Below are 21,776 nucleotides of genomic sequence, written 5' to 3'. Positions count from 1 at the left end.
GTGTGGGTCGGAGACCCACGACTTCCGCCGCTTGCAAAGCGGCCCTAATCACAGAAGTGCTGGCTGCAAGCCAAGCTTCTGAAACGGGTTTGAGGCGGAGCCCAACTTCAGTCCGAGGGAGGACAGGAAATCAATTTCCCTCAACTATCTGCGGCACCACAGTAAACAACTCCTCCCCTTCCCCATTAATGGTGATCTTCACCCAATGCTGAGGTGTGTCGCCAAACCCCTGCACCCGGGTGAGGTTGGGTAAGAAATGCTGGGTATTGAAAGCGGTAAGCGCATCACCATCCTTATACCAGGGCACCAGTTTGGGTTTATCAATGAAGAACACATGCTTATCGCCATGGAGCAGGAGCACCGGCTTATTAAAGTCACCAGTCAGAGCAAACAGCTTGTTCAGGTAGTCGTTAAAGCCTGCTCGTTTTTTGGAGGTGAAATCATCTTCGATATTGGGGTTGGCGTGGATCATAATAACCACACCTCGGGCATTACTGCTTTTAGCCCTGGCAAAGGTTTTGTCGAGCCAGTCGAGGGAAGCGGCATTGCGCTGCTGATATTCAGCCAGACGCTCAGCTCTGGGCTTTTTGGCCGAGTCTTTGGCATCTATACCTGACCAGGGTTTGAGGTTGTTATTACTGCCCACCAGATGCTGGGTTGAGAACACCACACCCGCCTGTTCAAACATGACGTTTTCCACAAAGGGTTTAAAGCCCGGGGATTTGGCCTGCGTTGTGACCGCCATGGGGCTGACGCCCAACGTCTGACCAGGTACAGGGAAAAACACCTTACGCAAAAAGGCCAGACGCTCCACCGGATTAAAACGGCCTGCTTTGGGCCTGTGGCAATCGGTCCACTCATTATCGCCCGGGGTATAAATCACGGGAGGTTTGATGGTTTGGATCTGCTCAAACCTGGCCCGTATCCGCTCGTCACTGCATTTAGTGGAGCCGGATTTGATATCGCCAGCATGCATCACCAGCTTTACCCGGGTATCGCCATTGATATCTTCAATCACACGTTGGAAGGCGGGAATATTGTCATCACCGTAAGGAGAGTCAGCCACCAGCGCAAAGCTGAAGTCACTGGTTCTGGCTTGATCTCCGGGTTCAATTGCTGGATTGGCCACCGCAGAACTGATAGCGACACCCAATAATGATGTCATAGACAAGACAGTCCGGACCCACATAGTGCTCTCCCTGTTTTTGTATTTGCCCGCCAAGGGGCTGAAGCTCAATTAGCTAGTGCAATTTCCCTGGCCGACAAGGTGTATATACAAGTGCTTTCAACCAGTATTTCTCTTGTTACAACTGATTGTTTCCCGTTAACCATATTTAACCTTAAAAATGGGCAGCAGGCTTTTAATATTTGAGACACTGTTTGAGAAGGCTTACCCAGGTTATTCACGGCATTATTCTGGATCTGAACACGACCAAGCCGTTTTGTAAGCAAATGAAAGTTTCCTTCCCTTTCAAACCAGATATTCCAAATCTGCTGCGCATGACAATTGACAATGCCACAGTGTTATTTGGTTGGACTGTTTGCTCTGGTGGTCACCCTGATGGTGGAGGTCAGAACCAAGAAACAAATTATCTATATAAAAGTCAGTATTTTTGATACACCCGTAGCAGACGGAGAACCCCGATGACAGATGCCACCGAAACAAAAGCCGACGCCCCCAAAGAGGATAAAAACGAGGGAAGCAGTCAGGCCAGAAAGTTCACTTATTACATCTTTCTGGCGGTGTTCTGCCTCTGGCTATACAGCCTGTGGGCCGACCGGATGACCCCTATGACTGATGAGGGGCGGGTTAATGGTCAGATAGTGCGAATTACTCCTCAGGTATCTGGTCCTGTTGCGCAGGTACTGGTGACGGACAACTCTCAGGTGACTCAGGGACAGTCACTGGTGCAGATAGACAAGCACCCTTTTGAGCTGAATGTGAAAGCCGCCAGACTGGCCCTGCAGCAGACTACCCAATCATTCAACGCTGACTCGGCCGCCATCAATGCCGCCAAAGCCACAGAGGTCGCTGCCAGAGTAAAAGTGGATAATGCCAGACAGCATTACGAGCGCAATAAAGAGCTGGCCCGGACCGGGCTTATCAGTAAAGCGGATCTGGATGACAGCTCAGCATCGCTGGAGACAGCTCAGGCCAACCTGAGTCAGGCCACTGCCGCACTGGAAAAAGCCAAGCAAGCTCTGGGGCCACAAACCGAAAACAATCCCCAAATTCAGTCGGCATTGAATAAGCTTGAACAAGCCCTGCTGAATTTGTCCTACACCAATATCACGGCGCCCGCCGCCGGGGTTGTAACCAATATGAATCTGGCGGCCGGTAACTATGCCGGTGCAGGCCAGCCCCTGATGACTTACGTCAACAACAGTCACCTGTGGGTGACTGCCATGGTGACAGAGAATTCACTGGCCCACCTGAAACAGGGGATCCCCGTTAAGCTGGTGTTCGATGCCTATCCGGGACAGATCTTCACCGGCGCAGTCACGACCATAGGCTGGGGCAGCAGCGGGAACGGCAGCCTGCAGGTGAACAGCGCCAACGGCCTGTTGGACTCACCTACTGTCAGCCCTGATGCCCAGCGTTTTCCGGTCAATATTAAACTGGACTCTCTACCTGAAGGAGTCAGCCTGCGCTACAGCGGCCGGGTGACTGTGAGCTTCTTCCCCGGTGAGTCGTACATAGGTGAACGTCTGCTGGATGTGTGGACCTGGATATGGAGTTACCTGACTTATGTCTCGTAGACCCGCCAATGCCATTATCAGGGTAGCGGTATTTCCGGTACTCCTGCTGTTTTGGCAACATATATTCGGTACAGATTTACCCCTGCTGGCTCCAGCCATGTGCGCAGTGTTTCTGACCACTACCCATGAGCCGCCACCATTAATTATGGTGATATTAATGGGGGCAGTGCTGTATGCCACCTCCTGGTTTCAGGGCATCCTGAGTGTCGTGCTTTTCGACCAACCTGTGGTCTATTACTTTGCACTGTTTGGGGCTTTCTACTGGTGTATGCAGCGTACCCACGAGAACCCACAGGATCTGCTGGCGATTTTGCTGATTGTTTCGACCTCGATGATCGCTGTGTTCTTCAAGCAGAAAGGAATTGATGTCAGCAGTATTCCCGGAGCACTGCTGAAGAATTTGTTGATTGCCGGCTTCACCGCGTACCTGGCCTATTTTCTGTTTCCCGGAGGCGAACCATTATCGACTTTTCCTCCGACTGCCGAAGCGGAGCACAGGGAGATCCCGACCCTGCTGCTGGTACTTAAAACCCTGTTTATTATGCTCACCCTGGTGGTGACTATTAACCTGAATCTGGCCCAAAGCACTATTATCACTGTGGTGGTGGCGCTTATCCTTAAGGACCCCAACCCAATAGCGGGTCATACCTATGGATTGCGCCGCCTGTTGGCGACCTATGCCAGCTTGCTTTACGCCGTGCCACCGCTGATTTTCAACGTACTGCAGACCAACAGTATTGCCAGCCTGGGAGCAACGGTTGTGTGTTCATTGTTGATGGGGTGCCGGGCGGTTGACCGCAAAGCCAGTTACAACGGCATTCAGCTGATGTACTCCAGCTATGTGGTGCTGATTTTCTACGGCCTGACGGCCACAGGCTTCAGTGGTGTGAGCGAAGATGCGGTTCGCTTTGGCTCGATTCTCGCTGCGGTGATACTGGGAATGATGGTGTTGGTGCTGCTGCAACCGGCAAAGTCGCAGAAAGTCAGTTCTTAGTCAGGATTTGGATTATTAAAAAGAGGCGCTATGCGCCTCTTTTCATGGGGTTAAGATTAGTCTCAGAATCTGTAAGTGATGCCCACGTTCACTGAGTCCATATCTTCCACCAGCATCAGGTATTCTGCACTGAAGGTCCAATTGCGGTTAGCGTTCCATTTCAGACCACCACCATAACTGAACTTGCTGTCATCACCTTTTACACTGGTGCCATTGGCTTTAACAGTGGCCTCGGCCTTGGCATAGCCCGCCAGCGCGTAGAGATCAAAACTCTCTGTCAGGGGCACAGTCCCTACCAGATAGCCACCATAGTAATAGTCCAGTTCATATTCCACCTTGGTACCATTGGCTGTGTTGCTGTCATCCCCCACACCAACGCCGATTCTGGCTTCAAGACCAAGGTAATCATTGTATTGATAACCGGTAAGGAAACTCACACCTGGCAGTCTCACACCACCAGAACCTGTCTCAGCGTCCACATAGTTAAACTGACCGCCCAGGTAACCATTGGCAAAAACCGATGGCGCCATCAGCATCATTGCTGCGGCGGCTGTCGTTATAAACTTCATAGGTATCATCCTCCAAAAATGGCCTGATCAGCCACATTGATCGGCCATGCACCAACTTACTCTTCTACGTTGGGTTAATAACCTGATGAATACATGTATTGGCAATGAATGTAGATAAGGCCTAAGACTTATCGGTCGATATGACAAGAATTTTGATCCTGAATATTTCCCGCTCTCTTGGTTCAGCCACTAACAGCAGCATCGACTATTGAGATAAAACCTCCCTCTTTGTTTGTCGAACCTCTCACTTATGGCTGACCCAGACTGGCTTTCAAGACCTTTCATAAGCTTTCAAATACAAAACCCCGGTTCCTTGACTACAGTTTATGAGTTCATTTCGGAAACTCAGGCTCTGCAGCAGTACCAATCAGAGTAAGAACCCATTCAATCCGTCATGAACATGGAGTTAATACCCAAAATGGAGTCAAAAGGTACATGGAATATCGCAAACTAGCGCTGGCCGGCTCATTGGCCACTGTGCTCGCAGCCTGTGGCGGCAGCGACAGCACGGAAACCCCAACCCAGGAACCCCCCCCAACTCCGCCTCCAGCTCCCAGCCCGACGTTGTCCGGTAAAGTGGCTGATGGATATCTTGTGGGTGCCAAGGTTTGTCTGGACCTTAACGAAAATAAAACCTGTGATGATGGCGAGCCTTCGGCAACCTCTGAAGCAGGTGGTGACTTTGAGCTGGAAGCGACTCAAGAGCAGATCGACAGCTATCCTCTGCTGGTCGAAGTGACGGCTGATGTGGTGGATGAGGATACCGGCGAAACTGTGTCATCGCCTTACTCGTTAACCGCCCCTGTAGGCTACGAGTTTGTCAGCCCATTGACCACCATGGTGCAAAGCCAGATAGATCTGGGGAATACCTCGGAAGAAGCTGAAGCCCGGATCCAGGAGCTACTGGATACCACTCAGGCTTTGAGCGAAGACTTTATCGCAGCTCAGGCCAACTCTGAGTTGACCGAAGAGCAGCAAACTGAATTTGCTCAGATGCACCAGGTTGCTCAGGTGACCGCCAGGGTAATGGCCAACAATCTGGCTACGGTTCAGGAAGCTGCCGATGCAGCCAATATCTCCGCAGATGATCTGCTGACCCTGATTGTCGATACCGTTGTCGACTCGCTGGATACCATTGTTGATGAAGTGGAAGCTGCAGGTGATGACTTTGACCCGGATGCAGTAGCAGAGTCTGATACCGTGACCGAATCCACGGGCGTCGATGGTGACACTCTGGAAGATCAGGTTGATGTGATGAATGCTCAGGCCAATGCTGCGGCAGCCAATCTGGTCGCTGAAGTCAGTGATACAGGTATTTTCTGGTTTGACGGTAACTATGACACCGACGGCCTGTACCTGGATTACGGCAGCATTATGTATGACGCCGATACCACGACCACCACAGAAGTGGAATACAGCCTGATGGACGGAGAGTTTGTCGAGTCTACCAACACTTACAAGGATCTGGTGTTGGGTGAGGATGGCTGGCAACTGGTGAATGATCAATTTGAGATCACCACGCTGGGCGAAGATGGCACCATCACTCTGACCAACAAAGATTTCCCCGGAGACAGCGAAGTGCTGAGTGCCGAAGAGATTGCTCTGGAAGGCTTGAATACCAAGCTGTTGTTGCAAGATCACGAGAACACCTGGGTGTGGCACAAAGTGATTCCTGAGGCGCAGACTTTTGCCGAAGGTGCCAAAGCCTTTGAGATTGAAGCGACCACAGTCAACGACCTTTACTCACTCTACTATTGGGATGATTGTCCTGAGGATGAGATGGTCGAAGGCCTGTGTAACAGTGTTTGGTCACGTACAGCGGATAGCGAAGATGGCCCGGCTATCACCCTGGCTTCACTGATTTCAGCCACCGCCTCAGATGGCAGCATTGAAAACCTGGTTGGGCCTTATGTTGCCTGGGATGGTCAGGACAATATTCTGGCTGAGCTGGTCGAAGGCGGCGTGGTGAATTATTACCTGGTGAAGTGGCGTGAAGACAGCACAGGTCAGTATGTGCAATCAGCCCACGCATATGGCACAGGAACCTGGCGTCAGGAGACAGTATCCGGAGTCACGCTGGCACTGATGGCATTGCCGGACGATGTGATTGAGTTTGGCAACAGAGACGACGATGGCGAGTATCTGTTGTCTGAGTATCAGGGCGCGGTGCGTCAGGGTGACTTTGTTCCGGCTGGTACCAGTTTTGATGACGAGGTGATTTTCAATGTCACCGCCAAGAACGACATCATAGATAATGTGGATCTGAGCCTGCTGAACCCCGGCACTGAGCCGCCAGCTTTGAGCGCCTGTACTACAGGTGATTCAGATTGGGATGATGAGAATGATCGACCTGATCTTTCCACCCTGAAAACCCTGACTGAGTTCCGCAGTCTGACGAGTGATTGCCGCGGTGACAATACCGCAGTATTTACCGAAGAGGGCGTTACCGGCAGCCAGTATAAGATCTATGAGCCTGATGGCACGCTGGAAACTCTGGTGGAATTCGATGCCGAGGGCGTGGGTAGCTTCACTGACTATAACGAAGACGGTACCGAAGATGCCACAGAGTCATTTACCTGGAGCATGACAGATCAGGACGAGGTCGTGCTGGAAGTCACTGATGAAAATGACACTGTCGCACTGCGCTTTTATATGGGTCTGGTAGAGATGTCCGGCGACTACGCCTCTGTTAAAACCTATATGGAAGAAGCCGACTGGGCAGAAATGGACGGAACCGGCGGAGAAGTGCTGGGCGAAGTGTGGAAAAAGGTCTCAGTGAATAACTGACCGATATGTGACACAAACCAAGCCCGCTCATGAGAGCGGGCTTTTTCATTACCCAGCAAGGTAACAAAGCGACTAAAGGTGAATGACGCTAAGTATCTGCAGATGTATGCCGATGGCTGTCGTTACAAAACCAAGATGGCTGAGTTCAAAGCACACTCGCTACACCAGAATCTCCCATGCCAGCGGCAGGATGAGCAGTGTCGCCAACAGCGCAGGTAAAGTCACTTGTCTGCCGCTATTTTCCTGCCATTTCATACCAATAAAGGGTTTAAGCCAGCTGATTTTCATCCCCAGCCAACACACAAACACACAGCCTGCCAGGGTTCCACCAATCACCAGAAGTAACTCTGCCACCAGGCTCATACCTTGGTCGGCGGCCACAAAGGCCAGTCCAATAATCAAACTTTGATGCACCAGATAGCTTGGATAAACCGCATTGTTCAGTGGCCTGCGCCAGGGATGATCAAAGTTGAGCCACCGCGCTGCCAACGCCAACATCAACAATACCCCCAAGACCTGCTGCAATGAGTACACCGCCAGTCTAATCACGCCCATATAGTCTGCGTCATCAGCCGCCAGCCAGCCGTTGTAACCGGCAAGAATCAACAGCAAATTCAGGGTGAACAGACCTCCAAGCAAAGGACCTTTGTGAACCAAAGCATCCCGGAATGCCACCTGCCCAGCGAGTAAAAAGCCAAACAGAAACCAAACACCTCCTTGCAACTCTCTGATGCTGTCGCCACTGAAATGCCCACGGATAGTGGCCATCAACACCACCACAAGCAATACCATTGGCCAGAATCCACGGCTAAAGCCGCCAGCCAAAACCGCTCCCATACGCCACTTTGTCAGTAGCGGTGCCACCAGAATCAATATCAAGCTATAGACCCACAGGGTGCGTAAATACCAAAGGTGATTCACATCCACATGGGGCCAAACGCCAGACTGATAGTCACTGAACAATGGGTGTTGCAAGTCCAGAAATGCCAGAAAAAACTCGCCATACCCCATTTGCAGACCCGCTTCCTGGCTCATTTGGGCGTAAAGTTGCACTGGCACAATGAGCCACAAGCCGGTAAGCAGAGGCAATAACAGGCTAATGCTGCGATTTACAGATAAGGCTCCTCTTTGTCGCCAACCTTTGGCTTTCTCGAACAGGAAATAGCTGGCTGCCCCCGAGACAAACCAGATAAGCAGCATTCGCCAGGGAGAGAAGATTAACATCAGGCTTTCCAGCTCAGATGAGAGATAGTGGCTTTTAAAGTGAAAGCCCCAGCTCTCGGCATACAGCATGCCGGTGTGAAACAGGATCAGACCGGCAAACGCCAGAATCCTGAGCCAATCCAAATCATAGCGGCGTTCCTGTGGGATCATTGGGTTATTCATATCACCTCCTGTGTTTCTCGCCATACTGGCTGACAGAAATCATTCGGCCAGCCAAAAGTGATGGATGGTCGGTTTTAAGTGACAAACGGAGATGCTCAGGGACAAGGTGTTGAACTGTGATGAAGTCGGCTGCTAGGTTAAATCAACACTTTGTGCCCGGAAAACAAATGGAACTGCAACGGATTTGGCAACGTCATACAGGCGCAATCGGCGCGCTGCTGGCTATTGGCTATGTATTGGTGAATAACAGCATCAATGCCAGTTCAGTATTGATGGAACAGACCCGCAGGGGCGTTGTCGAGTTTGCCAGCTGGGAGCCATGGGTATGGGAAATGACCAGCGCCACCGGCACTCTGCTGATGCTGCCTCTGGTGTTCTGGTTATTAAGACGTCCTCAGTTCAGCATGCAGACGCCCCTGTTCGCCTTGATGTTGCTGACAATCGGAGGCGTGGTTTTCAGTCTGGGCCATATCGGCATTATGGTGCTGCTGCGGGAGTTGATTTATGGGCTGCAAGGTCTGGAGTACAACTTTAATTTCAGCTGGTTTGAGCTGATTTATGAGCTGAGAAAAGATATCTGGGGCTTCTTTTTTTGGGTCGTTGCCTACCAGCTTTATCACTATTTGCTACAGCAGTTACTTGGGGAAGCCCGGGTGCCGGACGAACCGCCGATCAACAGTCCTCACGCTTCTGGGACTGAATCTACGCCTGAGCAGCTATTGGTAAAAAAACTCGGTCGGGAGTTTATTGTACAACTCGATGATGTGGAGTGGCTTGAATCGTCAGGGAACTATGTCAATCTGCACACGGGAGATCAGGTATACCCAATGCGGGCGACTATCACCAAGCTGACGCAGCAACTTGAATCAAAGGGATTTATTCGTATTCACCGCAGCTATGCGGTCAAATTCGCGCTGATACGCTCAATTAAGCCTATACCCAGTGGAGATGCCGAATTGGAGCTGAAGTCGGGTCAACGACTGCCGGTATCCAGACGCTTCAAAGACGCACTGAAAACCTCAGTTTGTTGACCTGACCAAAACAAACCCTGGCTTACGCCACCAGTAATTGTCTTAACTCATCGTGATGGGCAGTCACCATAGTTGGGGCGATAGTCTCGTCACCCTGTTGCTGGTGTGGGTTATACCAGCAGGTGTGCAGTCCGGCATTGATGCCACCCAGAATATCTGTGTGCAGGTTATCCCCCACCATCAGCACCTTGCTGTTATCCGGCTGTCCCATCTTCTCCAGCGCGTGGTGGAAAATGCCCACATTGGGCTTGGTAATGCCCACCTCTTCGGAAATCACCAGCAGCTCAAAGGCATCGGCAAAGCCGGTGCGCTCCAAACGGATACGCTGCAGCTCGGTAAAGCCATTGGTGATAATGCCGAGATGGGCTTTGCCATGGAGCGAGTCCACCAGCTCACGCACGCCAGGCAGTGGCGCGCAAATATCGGCCATGGATTGTAAAAAGTCAGAGTTCAGCTGCTGACCCGTGGTGCCCAGCTTGTCACCCCAGGCAGTAAAGCGGCTGGTTTGCAGCGTGGTGGCATCGATATCACCTGCGTTATAGGCCTGCCACAGCGGCTGGTTCAGCGCCTGATATTCGCGGTAATCATCATCGGTAAAGTCGACACCATGGCGAGAGAACATCAGCTTAAGCCCCTTTAGGGCGTCAAAACTGAACAGGGTTTCATCAGCGTCGAACAGGATCCATTGATAAGGCATAGCAGTCTTTTATCTTTTGTATCTATCAGTCAATCAGTGGCGGCAGTCTATCTCAGCGACAGAGTATTCCCAAGAAACAATAACCTGAGATCCAGCAAACTCGATCCTTAACAAATTTAACGCTTATAGGATGAACCAGAAAGGCCTAGTGCAATAGTTCAAACTCCTCAAGGAACGGCTTCAATCGCTTGCCAGCCAAGCAACCCGGACACCAGTATACCAAGTCGACCACGCCACAAAGTTAACCAGAAATCCGCGCTGTTAAGCACGTGGTCAACGTAACAAGATTGCCGGTTTCTGATTTTTCAAAATGGAGATAGAACATATGGAAAAGTCCCTATTAGCATTAATTGTTGCAGCTCTATTCACCTTCCCCGCCTTTGCCAATGATGATGACTCCCCAACGGTTGTGATTACCGAAGACGGTGAAGTAGTTGTGATTGACGAAAATGGCGACCAGGACACGACCAATCCTGTTCTTGTTGGACGTGATTGGGATGAAGATTGATTCTTACTCGGTTACCTAGACACCAAGCTGTGCCTTTCTTATGGAGATTGAACAAATGGAAAAGTCCCTATTAGCGTTAATTATTGCAGCTCTATTCACCTTCCCCGCCTTTGCCAATGATGATGACACTCCAACCGTTGTAATTACCGAAGATGGTGAGGTGGTTGTGATTGATGAAAATGGCAATGAAGACACTCCCAGCCCAGTTCTAGGAGGTCGTGATTGGGATGAGATTTAATCCTTCCACTTCAATTTACTCACTCTAGATGGAGATAAAACAAATGGAAAAGTCCCTATTAGCGTTAATTTTTGCAGCCCTATTCACCTTCCCTGCCTTTGCCAATGATGACGACACTCCAACCGTTGTAATTACCGAAGATGGTGAAGTAGTTGTGATTGATGAAAATGGCGATCAGGACACCACCAATCCTGTTCTCGTTGGGCGTGATTGGGATGAAGTTTAACTGTCACTCAATTATGTAGAAATCAAGAAGTGCCTTTCTTATGGAGATTGAACAAATGGAAAAGTCCCTATTAGCGTTAGTTTTTGCAACCCTATTCACCTTCCCTGCCTTTGCCAATGAAGATGACACTCCAACCGTTGTGGTTACCGAAGATGGTGAGGTGGTTGTGATTGATGAAAATGGCGACCAGGACACCACCAATCCAATTCTTGTTGGGCGTGATTGGGATGAAGATTAATCCTTTCTCACCAATTCAAAACCTAGATGTGTCTTTTTATGGAGATTGAACAAATGCAAAAGTCCCTATTAGCGGTCGTTATTGCAGCCCTTTTCACCTTCCCTGCCATTGCCAATGATGACGACACCCCAACCGTTGTGATCACCGAAGATGGTGAAGTAGTTGTGATTGATGAAAATGGCGATCAAGACAGCACCAATCCTGTTCTTGTTGGACGAGATTGGGATGAGCCAGCCTAATCTCAAGATAGAAATCTAAAATAGCAGGCACTGTTCTCAGGCCTGCTATTTATTTTCTCCGTCCATATAAAGCAACCTTCATTGCTAGATGAGTATATACCCCAGTTAGCTCCCTTCCAGTCTATGACTGACAGCATGTCAAAAACCAAAAGTGACATGTCAGTTTGTAACATAACACGCCTATTACTTAGACCATTACACCAGTACAATGAAAAATCCCCAGGTAGTTCGCCATTTTTAGATGTTGGCACGGGAGTTGTAACTACTCGCAAATAAAGTGTTAGCCAAAAGCGCGATGAACTAAATCAGGAGGGAAGCCATGACGACACATCTGAAATCGGACACTGTCACCAAGCTGGTGCTGGATAATTGCCCCAAGGATGGAAATACCACCCCAAATCTGGTGCTGAATATAGGTCACCCCAAAGATCCAGACAGTTGGCGGCTGATGTATAACGAGTTCCAACTTGAATACATAGAAACCATACTGCATGACCCTATAGATATTCTGGTCAAGCTGGAGGACAAGTATAACGATCTGCAGTTTGCCCCGGCTGGCTCGGTGGAAAAGCGCCAGGTATTTGATGGGCTGCTGTTTGTCACCGGCAACCGTACCATAGAATATCAGGATGCAGTGGCCACCAAATTGGTAGAGCCTTATCTGCTACAGATCCAGGTTCGCCCTTCGGTATTTTGGCGGCATCCGGATGGGAAATACGGTCCACACGATGGCAACAAGGTTGGATTTAGATTTGTGGTTCAGGATCCCAATGGACAGATCTACTTTTCACATGATCCGATTATGGCAGGAAGAGATTGGGACGAGGTGTAACTGAAGAGCTTATTATGCAGGCCTCTTTACTGGGCCTGCATCAACCTCTCAATCTACTCGAGCCATGTCTCCAGCTTTCATTCGTTCAAAGGTTGGGTCCCCCTCAAGGGAGGCAAGCCATGGAGAGTTCAGCCAGTTTAAGGGCAAACCCGCTTCAATTGAGTGTTCTAAATAGCTATAACAAACCTCTTTATCACCTAGAAACAAATAAACAAGAGCTATGTTAAGACTCGTCAACGGATCTGTCGGCGCATCTTTCAGCACTTTTAACAATGCGAGGTTAGCTTCTTCAGAGCGATAGAGACGTGCATGGGCCTGCGCAATAGTCAAATAGTCTTTTGCCTCCCTGGGAGGTTCAACGTCATAAATCTCCAGAGTTTTAGTGTACAGCAGACGAGATTCACTATATTTGTTTTGTAAGAAGCTTGCATCAGCTAAGTTCATCATCACGGTGGGATTATTAGGTGCTAGTACGTATGCACTTTTTAACTCAACCTCAGCTTCATGGAGTTTCGATTGCATCATCAGTGACAAACCAAGGTTCACGTAATTTGGCCATGTTTGTAGTTCAGGGATTTTAAGAAGTGTTCTAAACTGAGATTCCGCCTCCACCCAACGTCCTTGAGCAAACAGAATATCCGCCAATAGTTCTCTGGCCTTTGTGTATTGTGGCATGTCCGAGCTCAATACCTGCAATACATCAGTCGCTTCTTCGTATTGCCCCAGACGATAATGCATCAGAGCATAGTTAAATCGGTTCAGTGCCGATGGACGCTGCTCTGCCAACCTTGCCATCATGGCAAGACCTTTAACATCAAACCCTTGCTCAAAGTACCAACGCGCCCTTAACCCCAAAACCAGATCATCAGTGAAAAACAGCCCCTCGAGAGAGTTAAGCAGCTTATCAGCACCTTCAAAGTCGCTGCGAAGCAGAGCCAGATAAATCGCATCTATATCCAAAAATCTGGGCTGGAAACCGAAGTCGGCACTGTCCAGCAGAGCATCAGCTTTATCGAGCCATTCAGATTGACGCTGACTCCTGGCTTCCCGTTTGTACAAGCGCAAGAGTTCTCGACAACTGAGCTGAAAGCGGCAGCCATAGGGCTCCAACAAGTTCAAGTAATCCCTGCGCCCTATCTCTTTGGCCTGATAAGACTCATGCAGGGTCAACAATTTGCGGTAATCAGCTTCATTGCTGGCCTGAGCCTGTTCGCTCTGGTCCACCTGCCAATAACGTTGCACATAGTCACCGATAAACAGCAGGTTTTCAGTGGGAAACCTGAGAGTATCCCGCTTGATCAATCTGGATTCGGCATCGACATGGCTGAGCGTCAGGGCACATTCATCCTGCTGACAGGCCAGCTCACTGATCAGCATCTGATCAGCGGCGGTTTGCTTAAGTGCCCGGGTCCAGTCCTGCTCTGAGGGGGCGATTCCGCCCGGCAGTTCAATCAGTCTGGTGTCCTGCTGTCGGGTCAGAGCTTCTGTTATCCCCTGGTATACGGCGGCACGGATCAGAGGAAGATCCTCAATATCCTCACCTGCGGTTATCTGGGGCCTGGGTGCCAACACGTATGTGGGTGTGACAGGCCAAAACCACCAGCCCGCCACCAATACCAACATGCTCGCGACAGCGCCCCAAAACCAGGGGCTGATGCGGCGGGGCTGGGGAGCAACGATAACCGGGGGATGAAGTAAGGTTGGATCCTGACTGACCGGAGATGGGCTGAGCTGCTGCACCAGATCCGCCGCTGATGCTGGTCGGTTGGCAGGTTCAGGAGACAATAAACTGGCCAGTAAGTTATTAACCGACTCTGGCACGCCGTCCACCTTGGGACAGGGTGAGTTAAGCATACGGGCGAACATGTCCGCCTGCTCATCCTCCTGTTCAAAGGGGTGCTCGCCTGTCAGCATGCGATACAAGAGCAAGCCTACGGCATAAAGATCACTTTGCTTACCGGCTGCCTCGCCTCGCAGTTGTTCAGGGCTGATACTCAGACAACTACCGAACGCCTGTCCTGGCTGCCACTCACGGCGGGCAATACCAAAATCACCGATTTTAAGTTGGTCCTGCTGATCAAAAATCAGGTTTTCCGGTTTGAGATCGCCATGAATAATCTGTCGGCTGTGGGCGGCATCAAGACCTGCCGCAATCTGGCGGGTAAGTTCAAGGGCGTGCTGCCAGGGCAAAGCTCCCTGACGTTGCAAACGGGCTGCCAGATTGTCTCCGGGCAGATATTCCATCACCAACGCCGGCATACCATGATGGGTCAGCAGGTCATAAACCACCACAATATTGGGGTGATTCAGCTCGGCGAGGAGCTTTGCCTCTGAAGTAAGTGAATCCGCCTGAAAATCATAAAGCAGCTTAATCGCCACCCAGCGGGAAAGCCTGGGATCCCAGGCTTTATAAACCCGTCCATGACTGCCGCTGCCAAGTTCTGTTTCAAGTAGATAAGGACCGATAGATTCCGGCTGCGCCTGCATCAGGGACAATCCACTCCTATTTCATTCAAACGTCTTCTAAGCGCCTGTTTTGATACCTGCAGCCTTTCAACCATCAACTCAAGGTCACCATCGCACTGCTCAAAACACTTTTGCAGTTCACCTTCCGACAGCTTGCTGGCCCGCTGCAGTGCGGGACTGGCATCTATTCGTAAATAGAGTGCGGCACGGGAAATTCCCAGAGCATCAGCCGCCATTTTTATCTGCCAGTCGCTGGCTGACAGAGCTTGCATAATCTCATCATCCTCAATATCTCTGGGCTTACGACGGGCCACCTTGGGCAGCTCCACCGCGGGTTTATGCTCGGCCGGGACCTCATCTTTAATCTGTAATTCGTTGGCAATACCTTCAACAAAACCATACCAGTCAAATGATTCAAGCCTGTGACAGGTCATTAATCCCAATGCCAATTGATTGGCCGTGTGTCTGAGCTGCCTGACGTTACCCGGCCAGTTAAGTTGAGCACAGCGGGCAAACAACCATGCCCAATAACCAAAGCTGTCAGCTTCAGCATGCAGCAGCTTATGCTCCTGTCCGGTTTCAATCAGGGCGTTGCACAGGAAATGGCTGAACAGTACACCGAAATCTTCAGGCCTTTCACGCAGAGGAAGCAGCTCAATCACCAGGCCTGACAGGCGTTGCAACAGAGGTAACTTAAAGGACTCGGCGCCAATCAGCTTTTCCAGATTGGCATCAGTGGCCGCAACAAAGCGCACATCCAGTTGTCTGGGCTTTTCACTGCCCACAGCCTGCACAACCCCGGTTTCCAGCGCTCTGAGTAAGGTGGTTTGCACCTCAAGGGGTGCCTCTCCCAACTCATCCAGAAACAGAGTACCGCCATCTGCCTGCTGAAAGCTGCCATCCCTGCTGGAGGCTCCGGTAAAAGCGCCTTTAACACTGCCAAACAACTCGCTGCTGGCAAGCTCTCTGGGGATACAGGCCATATTGACACTGACAAAGGGTTTGTTTCGTCGCTGGCCAGCGTTGTGAATGCCATTGGCCACCACTTCTTTACCAGTTCCGGATTCACCACGGATAAGCACAGGTAACTTCAGGTCAGCCACATTGGAGATCAGGCTTCTGACCTGACTCATATTATCGCTGCCCCCCAACAGGCCGGGCACAGAGTCCACAGCAACAGGCTCTTTAGGTGAGGCGTAATGCAGTAACACGACTATCCGGCCTGACAGCGTCAGTACCACGCCGTCGCTCAGGTCAGCGTCACTCAACTGCAGGTAGTCTACTGTGTGGCCATTAAGGTCTGTCACCTGAGTACTGCTATTACGGCAATCCAATTGCCAGCCACCAGAACATTTGGACAGGTTCAGCCCAGAGCGACTGACATAGGGGTCTGCCAGCGGACGCACCGCGCCGCCGGAGAGATGAAACCCCGGTTCAAGTCGACTTAATGCCCAGCTCCCCTGACTGGCAGTGAGCTGGCTGTAGGCCCCAACCATAGAGAGATCAGGGTGAAAAATAAGGGTTGAAGTCAGTACCTGGCGATGTTGCGCCTGACGCAACGCCGCAGGTCTGAAGTTAAGGGTTTGTCCATCGAACATATTCCCCTCCTCGAGCATCCTACTCTGTAGTGGCACACCATTGACCCATTACCCCACACTAACACCCGAAAACACCAAACTCCACCCACAAAACAGCATATTCGACCAGCACTTATTCACTAACCAGCCCAACAAATGACACTAACCTGTCACTGACACGTCAAAAAAACCAATCACCATAAGCACTGCGGATATCCTGCTGATTTTTAAATACTAAAAACATGGCATGGTTCTTTCGTTATTCCGGTATCACAGGCTTGTACGCCACCAAACGGGAGGGAATGATGGACAAGCAAAATACAGAAGAACAAAGACGCGCGGAAACAGAAGCAAAACAGCAGCCAAAGTACTTTGGTCTGCCCGTCGAGAACTTTATGACTCCCCCCTGCTGGGCGGAGCTGATTTCAGATATCCCACTGATAGCCAGTAACGATCCGGTTTATCAATAACGCAAAACCATAAGCCGTCATCAGGCAGGGCAATACGCCCTGCCTAGCTGCATTTCTGTAACAGAGTGTCAAATACCTTGCCCCCAATCCCGGTTGCAACAAAAAATTTAACACCATGATTTGTAGTGATAACTACTACCCCAATGTAAAATCCCGCCACTTCCCGATATCTCGCTCAAGTTCAATCTTTCAACATCCGCTTTATACAGATAGCTACCCATGAACTGAGCCACGGCACTGGCCGTCTTCATACCAAGGAAAATCATGAAAAAGTCTTTAGTCGCTTTGTCTTTACTGACACTGCTGGCCGGTTGTGGCGGCGGTGATGACGCGCCAACAACGCCACCTCCCGGGCCGGATATTCCTGAACCGGAAATTCCGCAAACTCTGGCTGCAAGTTTGTCTCTGAACGGTAATCTGGTGCTCGGCAGCAGCGTAAGCTGTAATGGTCAGAGCGCGTCCAACTTCGAAATTAAAGTCGGCGATGATGTCAGCTGTGAATATCAAAGCCTGACACTGGCCAGCTTCAGCGATGTGCAGCCTGATCCTGCTGCCCGCGAAGCGACGCCAACCCAACGCAAGACTCTGTATCTGACCAAGGCCAATGAGTTTGTTGATAACTCGCAAGCGGCCAACAATGCGGTCACTCTGATCAACACTATGGGTGTCAACCGAGGTGACATAGTGGATCTTGAGCTGAACACCTTGCAGGCGCTTAAGTTTGAAAACCACTATCGCCACGATCTGGATATGTCGACAGAAGAGTTTGCCGGGCTGCTCGAACAGCAGGCCAATGACAGTCAGACCGACAAGCAGCCATCCACTCACGTACCGGACATCAAACCGGAAGTGACTCCCGGCGCGTCACCGGATCTGAATGCCGGTTTTGTCGCTGCCGATGCTGAGTCCAACTATCAGTACCAGCCAAAAGAGACCATTCCAACCATAGCCACGCTGACTGACAGTCAGGGCAAGCCGGTATCCGGGGTCAGCTACTTCAGTCGCAGCGGCCGTGGTGTGACTAATGATCAGGGTGAATTTGAGTTCTTCTGGGGCGACAGTGTCAGCTTTGGTATCGACACCTTTGAACTGGGCACTGTGCGCGGCAACCAACAGAGCTTTACCCTGCAGCAACTGGCTGAAGGTGATAAAGGCAATAACGCCGAAGCTCTGATAAAACGCTATGCCTCTGAACAGTCAGGCCACTGGCAGTTACCGACTCAGGTCACTCAGGTATTTGCTCAGTACCCTAACGTCATCAATGAGATCATCTCACTGTCGCTGACCAGTGAAGCCAGAGAGTTGGACCTCGGCAATGGCACCACTCAGGTGATCCCGGCTGAGTTCACTGCGCAGTTCAAGCAGGGACAGGCGGCAATCATCGACCAACAGCTTTGCCAAAACCAGTGCGATGACACTGGTGCTCTGCTGCGTCAGGCAAGCGTAAAACAGCAAAGCACAGATGAAAGCGGCCAGATCCTGGCTGACGTTCAAAAGCTATGGGGCAGCAGCCCGGAAGCACAGGCCAATGGCTGGAAACCGGTTGAGCATTTCCACGTGTTCCACGACAGCACCAACTTCTACGGCAGCACAGGTAACGCCCGAGGTCAGGCTGCCGTGAACATTGCCAATACCGCGTTCCCAGTGGTGATGTCCCGTAACGACAACAACTACTGGCTGCCATTCGGTGCCAAAAAGGCCTGGGACAAAGATACCCTGGCGTACATTACCGAAGCACCATCGACTGTGGTGCCAGAGCTGGTCGGCGGAGAGACTGCCACCTTCAACCTGCCTTTTATCAGCATTGGTGAAATCGGTCAGGGCAAGGTGATGGTAATGGGTAATGCCAGATACAACTCAGTACTGGTTTGCCCCAATGGCTTCAGCTGGCACGGTGGCATAGATGACGCCGGTCAGTGTCGCTTAAACAGTGACAGCAATGATATGAAGTACTTCTTCCAGAACAGCTTCAAATATCTGACGGGCAAAGACAGCGGCTTTACCGTGGGTACCAATATTCCTCACGTTTACTTTAAGCGTCACGGCCAGGTTGCCGGTGAGCAGGAAAATTTTGTTATCGCCGATACCTTTGGCGTGACCACTGAGCAGGTTAGCAGCTTCGCCGGTTTGGACCCGCAAACCATGCCACTGCTGATTATCAACGGTTTTGAATACCTGATCGACCCTAATGGCAACCATTATGATCTGCCAATGCGCGCCGATCTGAGCCGTCCTAAGTTGAGTCAGGACGATGCCACTGCACTGATCGATTATGTCAGCAAAGGTGGCAACATCATGCTGATGGAAACCATTCAGAATACTCAGGATGCAGGTGCTGTGTCTCGTCTGCTGGACAGCGCAGGAATCGCCTTCGGCATGGGTGGATCTGTGATGGCCAACGGTAATGGCCCGAGTGGTGGTTACCCGGATCGGGTCAGAAGCCAGCGCAGCGAAGGCATCTGGGTGATTGAGCGTTATGCAGCAGTTGAAGGCGACGATGGCACGCCCGCTCTGCCCTATCGCATTGATGAAAATGGCAAAGTGGTGTGGCTGTATCAGGAGCAAAACAAGCCTGATGACAAACCAAAGCTGGAAGTTGCTACCTGGCCAGGTACCAATGCCGAAGGTCAGCCAGTCAATCATCCGGCATTTATCGATGAAGCAGGTAAAACAGACGCCGAGATCGCCGCAGAAAAAGCCCGGGTACTGGCCGCCTTCACCAAGGCTGATGGCACCCAGGCATACAGTGAATGTAAAGACCCCAACTATCACTATGAGATCAATTGTCTGGAGTACCGCCCCGGCAACGGTATCCCGGTTACCGGTGGCATGTTCATTCCACGCTATACCGAGCTGGATCTGGGTGATGCTCAGGCCCGCGCCATGGTTAAAGCGGCAGATTTAGGCACCAATATCGAACGCCTGTATCAGCACGAGCTCTACTTCCGCACCAAAGGTAAGCAGGGTGAACGTCTGTCCAGCGTAGATCTGAACCGCATCTACCAGAATATGTCTGTGTGGTTGTGGAACAACCTGGACTATCGCTACGAGTCAGGTGCCAATGATGAGCTGGGCTTTAAGCGTTTTACCGAGTTCCTCAACTGCTACAGTGATGATCGCGCACAGGGCGGCACCTCCTGCCCGGCAGATCTGAAACAGCAACTGCTGAGCAACCAGATGATCCTGGGTGAAGCTCAGGGCCAGTATGCGGGTTACATGAACCCAAGCTATCCGCTGAACTATATGGAGAAACCACTGACCCGCCTGATGCTGGGCCGCACCTTCTGGGATCTGGATATCAAAACAGATATCCGTCAATTCCCGGGTGAAGCCACAGGCACTGTTGGTGGTGATGAGTTCACGCTGACGCTGGGCAATAATACCGCCGCCTGGTTTGCCGGTAACCGTCAGCCAACCGGTCAGTGGGCTGTAGCCCACCAGCCATTTACAGTATCGGTTAAGGGAACGCAGGCACCTGTGACTATTACTGTGGCGCTGGCGGATGACCTGACAGGTCGTGAAAAGCATGAGCTGGGCCTGAAGCGTCCACCTCGCATGACCCAAAGCGTTACCCTGAATTCAGACACCATAGGTAACACTCACACCATGACTGTGCCTTATGGCGGTCTGATCTATGTTCAGGGCAGTGCTAAAGATATGGTGCAGGTTAGCCTCACAGATACGGTTGATGCACCTTTGTACCAACTGTCTTCCGGCCGCTGGCTCAACCCGGTTGATTCGCCTGCTCCCATAGGTGAAGTGGTATCAAACAGCTTTATTTATACTGCGCCAAAGGCCAACCTGAATGCTGACAACTATGACGGTGTCATCGCCAGATTCGCTGCCGAGCTGGATACCTTTGCAGACGATCTGAATGACTTCTATGCCAGAGATGAAGGCTTGAATGGCCAGGCCAACCGCAAAGCCACAGATATCAGCATTCCGGCCAATCGCCACCACTTTGTCAATGATGTGGCAATCAGCATAGGAGCGGCTCACTCGGGCTACCCTGTGATGAACTCAGGCTTTAACACTGAAAGTCGTAACATTCAGCTGGCACCGCTGAACTCCTGGTTACTGTGGCATGAGGTTGGCCACAATGCCGCTGAAGCACCGTTCAATGTGGAGGGTGCGACTGAAGTGGTGAACAACCTGCTGGCGCTATACATGCAGGACAAGCACCACGGCAAGATGAGCCGGGTTGAGCAGGATATTCGCATTGCCCCTGACTTTGTGGCCGCAGAGCAAGGCCATGCCTGGGCTATGGGTGGTGCAGGTGAGCGCTTGGTGATGTTCGCCCAGCTGAAAGAGTGGGCTGAAACTGAGTTTGATATCAACACCTGGTATCCAGGCAAGCTGCCTGCTTACTATGATGATAACACTCAGGGTATGAAGGGCTGGAACCTGTTCAAGCTGATGCACCGTCTGAGCCGCAATGCCAACGATGGCGAGTTTGAACTAAAAGGGGAAAACCAGTGCTATGGTCAGAATCTTGGCCAGAGTGACAAGCTGATGCTCTGCGCCTCTTATGCCGCACAGACTGACCTCAGCCAGTTCTTCCAGGACTGGAACCCGGGCAGCAAAGCGGTTATCTACCCGGGAGACCCTCAGCCTCAGTTTGAAGGCGGTGTGACCGATGCGGGTGTCGCCAAAGTGCGTGCTCTGGGACTGCCAAAGCCAAAACTGGATCCTGCATCCATCGACAGCATTACAGTAATAGTCAGATAATCCATTACAGATGTTAAAAAGGAGAGCCTC

At 51.1% G+C, this 21,776-nt stretch carries 18 protein-coding genes; 12 read left to right on the top strand and 6 right to left on the bottom strand.

Annotated elements, in window-relative coordinates; translation table 11 throughout:
- Window positions 1-130: 130 nt before the first annotated feature.
- Window positions 131-1,165 carry a metallophosphoesterase gene (locus L2725_RS22275; RefSeq protein WP_249250997.1) on the bottom strand — a complete coding sequence of 345 codons (1,035 nt, stop codon included), beginning with the start codon at window positions 1,163-1,165 and terminating at the stop codon, window positions 131-133.
- A gap of 479 nt (window positions 1,166-1,644) precedes the next feature.
- On the opposite strand from L2725_RS22275, the gene L2725_RS22270 reads away from it, so the two are divergent.
- Entirely contained in the window at window positions 1,645-2,760 is a 1,116-nt protein-coding gene (locus L2725_RS22270; protein WP_249250995.1) for an HlyD family secretion protein, read from the top strand.
- Window positions 2,750-3,754: a DUF2955 domain-containing protein gene (locus tag L2725_RS22265; RefSeq protein WP_249250994.1), complete on the top strand. Its 1,005-nt coding sequence runs from the start codon at window positions 2,750-2,752 to the stop codon at window positions 3,752-3,754. The genes L2725_RS22270 and L2725_RS22265 overlap by 11 nt, the downstream gene beginning before the upstream one ends.
- 62 nt (window positions 3,755-3,816) lie before the next feature.
- On the opposite strand, the gene L2725_RS22260 is transcribed toward L2725_RS22265, so the two are convergent.
- The gene (locus tag L2725_RS22260) at window positions 3,817-4,323 is read right to left on the bottom strand and encodes a porin family protein (RefSeq protein WP_162807292.1); all 507 of its coding nucleotides are present in this window, start codon (window positions 4,321-4,323) and stop codon (window positions 3,817-3,819) included.
- A 435-nt stretch (window positions 4,324-4,758) separates the two neighbouring features.
- On the opposite strand from L2725_RS22260, the gene L2725_RS22255 reads away from it, so the two are divergent.
- Window positions 4,759-7,110, top strand: coding sequence for a hypothetical protein (locus tag L2725_RS22255; RefSeq protein ID WP_249250993.1), 2,352 nt, complete (start codon window positions 4,759-4,761; stop codon window positions 7,108-7,110).
- A 159-nt stretch (window positions 7,111-7,269) separates the two neighbouring features.
- On the opposite strand, the gene L2725_RS22250 is transcribed toward L2725_RS22255, so the two are convergent.
- Window positions 7,270-8,496 (bottom strand): acyltransferase family protein, encoded by a 1,227-nt coding sequence (locus tag L2725_RS22250; protein ID WP_249250992.1) that lies wholly within the window; start codon window positions 8,494-8,496, stop codon window positions 7,270-7,272.
- 167 nt (window positions 8,497-8,663) lie between these two features.
- Between L2725_RS22250 and L2725_RS22245 the strand changes: the two genes are divergently transcribed.
- The gene (locus L2725_RS22245) at window positions 8,664-9,527 is read left to right on the top strand and encodes a LytTR family DNA-binding domain-containing protein (protein ID WP_249250991.1); all 864 of its coding nucleotides are present in this window, start codon (window positions 8,664-8,666) and stop codon (window positions 9,525-9,527) included.
- A 22-nt stretch (window positions 9,528-9,549) separates the two neighbouring features.
- Here the strand turns inward: L2725_RS22245 and yjjG are convergent, their stop codons facing one another.
- Window positions 9,550-10,224, bottom strand: coding sequence for a pyrimidine 5'-nucleotidase (yjjG, locus tag L2725_RS22240; protein ID WP_249250990.1), 675 nt, complete (start codon window positions 10,222-10,224; stop codon window positions 9,550-9,552).
- Window positions 10,225-10,549: 325 nt separating this feature from the next.
- Here yjjG and L2725_RS22235 point away from each other — a divergent pair, with 325 nt between their 5' ends.
- The 6 genes from L2725_RS22235 to L2725_RS22210 all read left to right on the top strand — a co-directional run bounded on the left by L2725_RS22235 (window position 10,550) and on the right by L2725_RS22210 (window position 12,505).
- Complete coding sequence (locus L2725_RS22235) at window positions 10,550-10,732, top strand: NusG domain II-containing protein (RefSeq protein WP_249250989.1); 183 nt, start codon at window positions 10,550-10,552, stop codon at window positions 10,730-10,732.
- Between the two features lie 55 nt (window positions 10,733-10,787).
- Window positions 10,788-10,970 (top strand): NusG domain II-containing protein, encoded by a 183-nt coding sequence (locus tag L2725_RS22230; RefSeq protein ID WP_249250988.1) that lies wholly within the window; start codon window positions 10,788-10,790, stop codon window positions 10,968-10,970.
- A 43-nt stretch (window positions 10,971-11,013) separates the two neighbouring features.
- Complete coding sequence (locus L2725_RS22225; RefSeq protein ID WP_249250986.1) at window positions 11,014-11,196, top strand: NusG domain II-containing protein; 183 nt, start codon at window positions 11,014-11,016, stop codon at window positions 11,194-11,196.
- A gap of 55 nt (window positions 11,197-11,251) precedes the next feature.
- Window positions 11,252-11,434 carry a hypothetical protein gene (locus tag L2725_RS22220; RefSeq protein ID WP_249250985.1) on the top strand — a complete coding sequence of 61 codons (183 nt, stop codon included), beginning with the start codon at window positions 11,252-11,254 and terminating at the stop codon, window positions 11,432-11,434.
- A 53-nt stretch (window positions 11,435-11,487) separates the two neighbouring features.
- Window positions 11,488-11,673 (top strand): hypothetical protein, encoded by a 186-nt coding sequence (locus L2725_RS22215; protein ID WP_249250984.1) that lies wholly within the window; start codon window positions 11,488-11,490, stop codon window positions 11,671-11,673.
- A 319-nt stretch (window positions 11,674-11,992) separates the two neighbouring features.
- A complete protein-coding gene (locus L2725_RS22210) occupies window positions 11,993-12,505 on the top strand; it encodes a hypothetical protein (protein WP_249250983.1) in 513 nt (170 codons plus the stop codon).
- Between the two features lie 48 nt (window positions 12,506-12,553).
- Here L2725_RS22210 and L2725_RS22205 read toward each other — a convergent pair whose 3' ends face one another.
- On the bottom strand, window positions 12,554-14,992 hold the full coding sequence (locus tag L2725_RS22205; protein ID WP_249250982.1) for a serine/threonine-protein kinase: 2,439 nt from the start codon (window positions 14,990-14,992) through the stop codon (window positions 12,554-12,556).
- The gene (locus L2725_RS22200; RefSeq protein ID WP_249250981.1) at window positions 14,992-16,569 is read right to left on the bottom strand and encodes a sigma 54-interacting transcriptional regulator; all 1,578 of its coding nucleotides are present in this window, start codon (window positions 16,567-16,569) and stop codon (window positions 14,992-14,994) included. Before L2725_RS22200 ends, L2725_RS22205 begins: the two co-directional genes overlap by 1 nt.
- A gap of 221 nt (window positions 16,570-16,790) precedes the next feature.
- Between L2725_RS22200 and L2725_RS22195 the strand changes: the two genes are divergently transcribed.
- Together L2725_RS22195 and L2725_RS22190 are read left to right on the top strand one after the other, a co-directional pair.
- Window positions 16,791-17,018 (top strand): hypothetical protein, encoded by a 228-nt coding sequence (locus L2725_RS22195; protein ID WP_249250980.1) that lies wholly within the window; start codon window positions 16,791-16,793, stop codon window positions 17,016-17,018.
- Window positions 17,019-17,282: 264 nt separating this feature from the next.
- Window positions 17,283-21,746, top strand: a complete 4,464-nt coding sequence (locus tag L2725_RS22190) for an SslE/AcfD family lipoprotein zinc metalloprotease (protein WP_249250979.1) — start codon at window positions 17,283-17,285, stop codon at window positions 21,744-21,746.
- Window positions 21,747-21,776 lie beyond the last annotated feature (30 nt).

The sequence above is a fragment of the Shewanella corallii genome (genome assembly GCF_023349125.1).
GTDB lineage: Bacteria > Pseudomonadota > Gammaproteobacteria > Enterobacterales > Shewanellaceae > Shewanella > Shewanella corallii.
Note: the sequence above shows the minus strand (reverse complement) of the source record. Positions and strands in the feature narration are given on the sequence as shown.

What these genes read in the sequence shown, in the direction of transcription:
- L2725_RS22200 (WP_249250981.1), bottom strand. Translation starts at nt 16,569, where the DNA reads ATGTTCGATGGACAAACCCTTAACTTCAGACCTGCGGCGTTGCGTCAG.
- L2725_RS22230 (WP_249250988.1), top strand. Translation starts at nt 10,788, where the DNA reads ATGGAAAAGTCCCTATTAGCGTTAATTATTGCAGCTCTATTCACCTTC.
- L2725_RS22275 (WP_249250997.1), bottom strand. Translation starts at nt 1,165, where the DNA reads ATGACATCATTATTGGGTGTCGCTATCAGTTCTGCGGTGGCCAATCCA.
- L2725_RS22190 (WP_249250979.1), top strand. Translation starts at nt 17,283, where the DNA reads ATGAAAAAGTCTTTAGTCGCTTTGTCTTTACTGACACTGCTGGCCGGT.
- L2725_RS22270 (WP_249250995.1), top strand. Translation starts at nt 1,645, where the DNA reads ATGACAGATGCCACCGAAACAAAAGCCGACGCCCCCAAAGAGGATAAA.
- L2725_RS22220 (WP_249250985.1), top strand. Translation starts at nt 11,252, where the DNA reads ATGGAAAAGTCCCTATTAGCGTTAGTTTTTGCAACCCTATTCACCTTC.
- L2725_RS22255 (WP_249250993.1), top strand. Translation starts at nt 4,759, where the DNA reads ATGGAATATCGCAAACTAGCGCTGGCCGGCTCATTGGCCACTGTGCTC.
- L2725_RS22205 (WP_249250982.1), bottom strand. Translation starts at nt 14,992, where the DNA reads ATGCAGGCGCAGCCGGAATCTATCGGTCCTTATCTACTTGAAACAGAA.
- L2725_RS22235 (WP_249250989.1), top strand. Translation starts at nt 10,550, where the DNA reads ATGGAAAAGTCCCTATTAGCATTAATTGTTGCAGCTCTATTCACCTTC.
- L2725_RS22260 (WP_162807292.1), bottom strand. Translation starts at nt 4,323, where the DNA reads ATGAAGTTTATAACGACAGCCGCCGCAGCAATGATGCTGATGGCGCCA.
- L2725_RS22225 (WP_249250986.1), top strand. Translation starts at nt 11,014, where the DNA reads ATGGAAAAGTCCCTATTAGCGTTAATTTTTGCAGCCCTATTCACCTTC.
- L2725_RS22265 (WP_249250994.1), top strand. Translation starts at nt 2,750, where the DNA reads ATGTCTCGTAGACCCGCCAATGCCATTATCAGGGTAGCGGTATTTCCG.
- yjjG (WP_249250990.1), bottom strand. Translation starts at nt 10,224, where the DNA reads ATGCCTTATCAATGGATCCTGTTCGACGCTGATGAAACCCTGTTCAGT.
- L2725_RS22210 (WP_249250983.1), top strand. Translation starts at nt 11,993, where the DNA reads ATGACGACACATCTGAAATCGGACACTGTCACCAAGCTGGTGCTGGAT.
- L2725_RS22250 (WP_249250992.1), bottom strand. Translation starts at nt 8,496, where the DNA reads ATGAATAACCCAATGATCCCACAGGAACGCCGCTATGATTTGGATTGG.
- L2725_RS22215 (WP_249250984.1), top strand. Translation starts at nt 11,488, where the DNA reads ATGCAAAAGTCCCTATTAGCGGTCGTTATTGCAGCCCTTTTCACCTTC.
- L2725_RS22245 (WP_249250991.1), top strand. Translation starts at nt 8,664, where the DNA reads ATGGAACTGCAACGGATTTGGCAACGTCATACAGGCGCAATCGGCGCG.
- L2725_RS22195 (WP_249250980.1), top strand. Translation starts at nt 16,791, where the DNA reads ATGGCATGGTTCTTTCGTTATTCCGGTATCACAGGCTTGTACGCCACC.